Source organism: Betaproteobacteria bacterium (assembly GCA_009377585.1).
Classification (GTDB): domain Bacteria; phylum Pseudomonadota; class Gammaproteobacteria; order Burkholderiales; family WYBJ01; genus WYBJ01.
This window is the reverse complement of the sequence record WHTS01000095.1, coordinates 1-6,473: the sequence shown is the minus strand read 5'-3', so window position 1 is coordinate 6,473 and position 6,473 is coordinate 1. Positions and strand designations below refer to the sequence as shown.

At 66.4% G+C, this 6,473-nt stretch carries 5 protein-coding genes; 4 read left to right on the top strand and 1 reads right to left on the bottom strand.

Annotation, left to right across the window (positions count from 1 at the left end):
• Window positions 1-9 precede the first annotated feature (9 nt).
• The 4 genes from argA (at window position 10) to GEV05_22930 (ending at window position 4,720) form a co-directional block, all read left to right on the top strand.
• Window positions 10-1,461, top strand: a complete 1,452-nt coding sequence (gene argA, locus GEV05_22945) for an amino-acid N-acetyltransferase (GenBank protein MPZ46187.1) — start codon at window positions 10-12, stop codon at window positions 1,459-1,461.
• Window positions 1,462-1,652: 191 nt separating this feature from the next.
• Window positions 1,653-1,925 (top strand): oxidative damage protection protein, encoded by a 273-nt coding sequence (locus GEV05_22940; protein MPZ46186.1) that lies wholly within the window; start codon window positions 1,653-1,655, stop codon window positions 1,923-1,925.
• Window positions 1,926-2,020: 95 nt separating this feature from the next.
• Window positions 2,021-4,201 carry a polyphosphate kinase 1 gene (gene ppk1 / locus GEV05_22935; GenBank protein ID MPZ46185.1) on the top strand — a complete coding sequence of 727 codons (2,181 nt, stop codon included), beginning with the start codon at window positions 2,021-2,023 and terminating at the stop codon, window positions 4,199-4,201.
• A 78-nt stretch (window positions 4,202-4,279) separates the two neighbouring features.
• The gene (locus GEV05_22930; GenBank protein ID MPZ46184.1) at window positions 4,280-4,720 is read left to right on the top strand and encodes a histidine phosphatase family protein; all 441 of its coding nucleotides are present in this window, start codon (window positions 4,280-4,282) and stop codon (window positions 4,718-4,720) included.
• A 40-nt stretch (window positions 4,721-4,760) separates the two neighbouring features.
• On the opposite strand, the gene ppx is transcribed toward GEV05_22930, so the two are convergent.
• The gene (gene ppx / locus GEV05_22925) at window positions 4,761-6,278 is read right to left on the bottom strand and encodes an exopolyphosphatase (GenBank protein MPZ46183.1); all 1,518 of its coding nucleotides are present in this window, start codon (window positions 6,276-6,278) and stop codon (window positions 4,761-4,763) included.
• Window positions 6,279-6,473: the final 195 nt, after the last annotated feature.

Sequence of the window (6,473 nt, the reverse complement as noted above, 5' to 3'; positions counted from 1 at the left end):
TCGAATGCGATCTTCGTCGAATGGTTCCGCTCGGCCGCGCCCTACATCCATGCGTTTCGCGGCCGTACCTTTGTGATCGCCTGCGGTGGCGAAGTCATCGCCGACGGCCGCTTCGTCGCGTTGAGCCACGAACTGAATCTGCTCGCCGCCCTGGGCGTGCGCATCGTGCTCGCTTTCGGCACCAGGACCCAGATCGACGCGCTGCTCAAGGAGCGAAAGCATCGCACCCGCTACCGCAACGGTGTGCGCGTGACCGATGCGGCTGCGCTCAAGTGCGTCAAGGAGGCGGTCGGCTCGGTGCGCGCCGACATCGAAGCTTCGCTTTCGACGGGGCTGCCCAATTCGCCCATGGCCGGCGCCGACATCCGCGTGGCGAGCGGCAACTTCGTCACCGCCAAGCCGCTCGGCGTGATCGACGGCATCGACATGCTGCACACGGGCGAGGTGCGCAAGGTCGATGCGATCGGCATTCGCGCCGCGCTCGACACCGGCGCGATCGTGCTGCTGCCCCCGCTGGGCTACTCGCCGACCGGCGAGATGTTCAACATCACGGTCGAGAACGTGGCGGCGCGTGCGGCGATTGCCCTGAAAGCGGACAAGCTGCTGTTCCTGGTCGATACTCTCGGGGTCGAGCGGGCGCGGGGCGGACTCATTCGCGAGCTGCCGGTGGCCGAGGGCGAACGGCTGCTGCGCCGCGAGAGACGCCACGACGCACGTGTCGCGGCCTCCGCCCTGGAATCTGGTCGTGGCGTCTCTCCCCTCACCCCCAGCCCCTCTCCCAAAGGGAGAGGGGAGCGGCGCGTGCCCGCTGATGCGGGCAGGTTTCCGGGTAGCAAAGTCGCCGAGGACATTCACCTGTTTCTGCCGCACGCGCTGGAAGCGTGCCGCGGCGGCGTCAACCGGGTCCATCTCGTCAGCCGGCATCTCGACGGCGCGCTGCTGCTGGAATTGTTCACGCGCGATGGGGTCGGCACGATGGTCGTGCGGCACTCGCTCGATCACCTGCGCTCCGCCACGATCGAGGACGTCGGGGCGGTGCTTGCCCTGATCGCGCCCCTGGAGGCGGAAGGATCGCTGGTGAAGCGGGGACGCAAATTGCTGGAGATGGAAATCGACCGCTTCAGCGTGCTCGAACACGACGGCATGATCGTCGGCTGCGCCGCCCTGTACCCTTACCCCCCCGCCAGGGCGGGAGAGCTCGCGTGCCTTGCGGTGCATCCGGACTATCGCGATGCGGGCCACGGCGCGAGCCTGCTCGAAATGATCGAAGCGAAGGCGCGCGCGGACGGGATCGAGCGGCTTTTCGTATTGACGACGCGCACTGCGCACTGGTTCATCGAGCACGGATTCAGCGAGGCCGGCGTGGACGCGCTGCCGGCCGCGAAGCAGGCGATGTACAACTGGCAGCGCCGCTCCAAGATCCTGGCCAAGGCGCTTGCTGCGCGTTCGGCGAGCGGTTGACGAACCACGGTGCGCTCGAAAGCGCTCTGCGGGGAGAGGAAGAGGAGCAACGGCCGAGCGTGTCGGCCATTCTTCCGGGCCGAGCGTGTCGGCCATTCTTCCGGGCCGAGCGTGTCGGCCATTCTTCACAAGGAAGCGCGATAAGCTGTCACGATTTCGTAACATAAGACTTCTATAGACGGGGTGCTGCCATGGCAAGAATGGTCAACTGCATCAAGCTGGGTCGCGAAGCCGAGGGTCTCGACTTTCCGCCATACCCTGGCGAGCTGGGCAAGCGGATTTACGAGAACGTCTCCAAGGAAGCCTGGGCTCAATGGATCCGGCAGCAAACGATGTTGGTCAACGAGAACCGGCTGAACCTGGCCGATCCGAAGGCGCGCAAGTACCTGGCGGAGCAGATGGAGCGGCACTTCTTCGGCAGCGGCGCGGACGTCGCGACCGGCTACGTGCCGCCGAAGACTTAGCCGCGGCTGTCGTTTCGGACGGAGCCGGCGCCAGCAAGCCGTCTGCCCACGCCGCGCCGAACCCTGCAACGAGCCCTCCACCCGCATCCGCACCCATGTCGCCCCCGACCCGGAGCAAGCGCAAGCCCTCGCCGGGCGCCGTTCGAGCGCGGCTGGGGAAGAAGAAATCCGGCAGGGGGGCCACGGCGGTCAGCGCCAAATCACGACTCTCCGCCGACCGGTTCCTGAACCGGGAGCTCAGCCTGCTCGAGTTCAACCGTCGTGTCCTGGCCTATGCCGAGGATCGCCGCACGCCGTTGCTGGAGCGGCTGCGGTTCCTGTGCATCGTCGACAGCAACCTGGACGAGTTCTTCGAGGTCCGCGTGGCGGGAATCAAGGCGCAGATCGCGACGGGCTCCGATCATTTGGGGCCGGACGGCCTCGCGCCCGAACCGCTTTTCCGCCAGATCTCGGCCGAGGCGCATGCGCTGGCCGATCGCATGTACCGACTGCTCAATCAGGAGCTGTTCCCCGCGATGGCGGCCGAAGAGATCCGGTTCCTTCGCCGCAGCAAGTGGAACGACCCGCAGAAGGCCTGGGTAAAGGCGTACTTCTTCCGCGAGGTGATGCCCCTTCTTACGCCGCTCGGGCTCGATCCCGCCCATCCGTTTCCGCGCCTGCTCAACAAGAGCCTCAACTTCGTGGTGGAGCTGGAGGGCAAGGACGCATTCGGCCGCCGCGGCGGCTACGCGATCGTGCAGGCGCCACGGGTGCTGCCGCGGGTGATCAATCTGCCGCGCAAGGTTGCCGGCTGCGAATACGGATTCGTGTTCCTGTCCTCGATCCTGCATGCGCACGTGGGCGAGCTGTTCGCCGGGATGGTGGTGCGCGGCTGCTATCAGTTCCAGCTCACGCGCAACAGCGATCTGTTCCTGGACGAGGAGGAGCTGCAAGGCGTGAGCAGCCTGCGCATGGCGCTGCAAGGCGAGCTTTCGCAGCGTAATTTCGGCGACGGCGTACGGCTGGAGGTCTCGGACATCTGCCCGACCCACGTGACCGACGTGCTGCTGCAGCAGTTCAACCTCACGCCGCGCGACCTCTACCAGGTGAATGGACCGGTGAACCTCGTGCGGCTCGCCGAAGTGCTCGACCGCGTCGATCGGCCGGACCTGAAGTATCCGCCGTTCACGCCCGGCATCCCGAACGCGCTCGTGCGCCGCCCGGCGATTTTCGACACCATGCGCCGCGGCGATATCCTGCTGCATCATCCCTATCAGTCGTTCGGCCCGGTGGTGAATTTCATCGAGCAGGCCGTGCACGACCCACAGGTGGTCGCGATCAAGATGACGATCTATCGCACCGGGCCCGAATCCGAATTGATGGAGACGCTGATCGCCGCGGCCCAGGCCGGCAAAGTCGTGACCGTAGTCGTCGAATTGCTCGCGCGCTTCGACGAGGAGGCGAACATCAATTGGGCCGGGCGGCTGGAAGAGGCGGGCGCGCACGTGGTCTACGGAGTGGTGGGACACAAGACGCACGCCAAGATGGCGCTCGTGGTTCGGCGCGAGGAAAACCGGCTGCGCCGCTACGTTCATCTTTCCACCGGCAACTATCATCCGCGAACCACGCGCACGTACACCGATTTCGGGTTTTTCACCTGCAACGAGGAGATCTGCGCCGAGGTGAACGACGTATTCATGCAGCTCACGGGACTGGGGCGTGCGAGCAAGCTGAAGCACCTGTGGCAGTCGCCGTTCACGCTGCACGAGCGCATGCTGGCCGCGATCGGACGCGAGGCCGCGCACGCACGGCGCGGCAAGCGTGCCCGCATCATCGCCAAGATGAACTCGCTGCTCGAGCCCGAAGTGATAGACGCGCTGTACGAAGCAGCGCAGGCAGGCGTGAAGATCGATCTGATCGTGCGCGGCATGTGCGCGCTGCGGCCCGGCGTGGCGGGGCTGTCGGAGAACATCAGGGTACGCGCGGTGATCGGGCGCTTCCTCGAGCACACGCGGGTGTTCTATTTCCACAACAACGGCGCCAACGAAGTGTATCTTTCGAGCGCCGACTGGATGGACCGCAACTTCTTTCGCCGCATCGAAGTGTGCTTCCCGGTGCTGGACAAGCGACTCAAGAAGCGGGTGATCGAGGAGGGGCTCGAGCCCTACCTGACGGACAATACCGAAGCCTGGGAAATGGACGCGAACGGGCGCTACAAGCGCCGCGTGCCGCGCAGCGGACATGCCGTGTCGGCGCAGCGCGCACTGCTCGAGCGGCTCGCGAGCCGGGTGGTGTGAGCGTCGGCACAGCGCCACGGGCGCGCATCGTATTGAACCGCTGTCATGAAATGCGACAGAGCTCGATAGGTGGAGCGAATGGATTTGATCTTGTGGCGCCATGCCGACGCCGAGGACGGCTATCCCGACGAAAAGCGGCCGCTCACGGTCAAGGGGCACAGGCAAGCCGTGCGAATGGCGCGCTGGCTCGAGCAGTATCTGCCCGCGAAATGCGTCGTGCTGGCGAGCCCGGCGCTGCGAACCCAGCAAACCGCGGCGGCGCTCGGCGCCCGGATCGCGACGCGCTCGGAGCTGGGGCTTGCGGCCACGCCGGATTCGATCTTGGAAGCAGCGCAGTGGCCCGACGCGCTGCATGCGGTGGTCGTGGTCGGACACCAGCCCACGTTGGGCATGACCGCCGCACGCCTGCTCACTGGCACGGAGTCCGAGTGGAGCGTGCGCAAGGGGTCGATCTGGTGGTTCGTGCGCGACCAGCGGCACACCGTTCTGCGCGCGGTGCTTGGGCCCGAGCTGGTCTGACGTTGCGGCCGGGCGCGCACCTACGGCCCGAGTGGCTCGCTCAAGCCGCGCTCAGCAGCACGCCGACGCCGTGCTGCGAACCGGTCAGGCGGATCTCCAGCTCGCCGCCCGAGCCGCGCCATTGCTTGATCTCTTCGCGCAGCGCCATTTCGGTGAGCGCATTGTCGGCAAGCCAATCGGCGGGAACGCCGAGGCTGAAGCGCCGGCCCCGGCCCTTGAAGACGAGCGCCGGCAAGTCGAGCTCGCTGCGGCTGCGGTAGAACAGCGCCGCCAGCCGCAAGATCGCGACCAGCGGCCAATCCGAATCCGCGGTCGCAAGCGTTTCCACCCGGCGCAGCTGGCCGCGGTGCGCAAGCACGAGCAACGCCAGCCGCTCTTGCTCCGAGCGCGAGAAGCCCGGCATGTCGGCGTTGCGCAGGATGTAAGCCGAGTGCTTGTGATAGCCGTTGTAGGCCACCGAAATGCCGATCTCGTGCAGCTTTGCGGCCCACCCGACGAACTGCGAGAAATCTTCGCGCGATTCAGCGTCGACCACTTGCTCCAGCAAGCGTGCGGCGAGCGCTCCCACGCGCCTCGCCTGAGCCCTGTCGACATGATGGCGCTGCATGAACTGCGCGACCGTCACGTCACGCATGTCGTGGTGATGAACGCGTCCCAGCAGATCCCAAAGTATCCCCTGGCGCAGCGCGCCGTTGCTGATCTCGATCCGATCCACGTCGAGCGAATCGACGATCGCGCTCATGATGGCAAAGCCGCCCGGCAGGACCTCGGCGCGGTCAGGGCGCACACCATCGGGCAGCATGCGATCGAAGCGGCCCGCCTTGAGCAGACGGGCGCGCAGCTCCTTCATGCCTTCGGCGGTGATGGACCCGTCGCCGAGCTGCTGGGCCTGAAGGACCTCTGCCAGCGCGCGTGCCGTCCCGGAGGAAGCTACCGCCTGCTGCCAGTTCCGATGTGCGAAACCGCCGGCCATCGTCTGCAGCTCGGCGCGCGCGGCGATCTCGGCCTGCTTCAGCGCCTGACGCGTGAGCTGCCCGTCGGGGAAGTGGCGCAGGGTCCAGCTAACGGAGCCCATGTACAGACTGTCGAGCTTCAACGGCTTCAGGCGCCGGCCGATGATGAACTCGGTCGAGCCGCCGCCGATATCGAATACCAGCCGCCGTTCGTCGCTCATCGGCAGGCTGTGCGCAACGCCGAGGTAGATCAGGCGCGCCTCTTCGCGGCCGGCGATGACCTCGATCGGCACCCCGAGCGCGTGCTGCGCGCGCTTGAGGAAGGCGGAGGCGTTCTTGGCGACCCGCAACGCGTTGGTTCCAACCGCGCGCACCGCGCCGCGCGGCAGTCCGCGCAGCCGCTCGCCGAAGCGCGTCAGGCATTCGAGGGAACGTTCCTGGACCGCCTCGTCGAGGCGCTTGTCCTCGCGCAATCCGGCGCCGAGGCGCACCGGCTCGCGCAACTGATCGAGCGGATAGACCTGCTCGCCGACCACCCGCCCGACTTGCAGGTGAAAGCTGTTCGAGCCGAGGTCGACGGCAGCGAGCGTCGGGAAATCCGCCATAGCGAGCTAGACCTCGGGGAGAGCAGCTTCGGTGCAGACTAACATGGCGAGGTCACGGTCCATGTTACGTCGGTACCAAAGCTGTTCGAGCCCAAGTCGACTGCGGCGAGGGTCGGATAGTCAGGCATACGACCCTCGAAGCGCTTGGGCGAGAACAGCTTCGGTGCAGACTAACATGGGGAGGTCATAAAACCT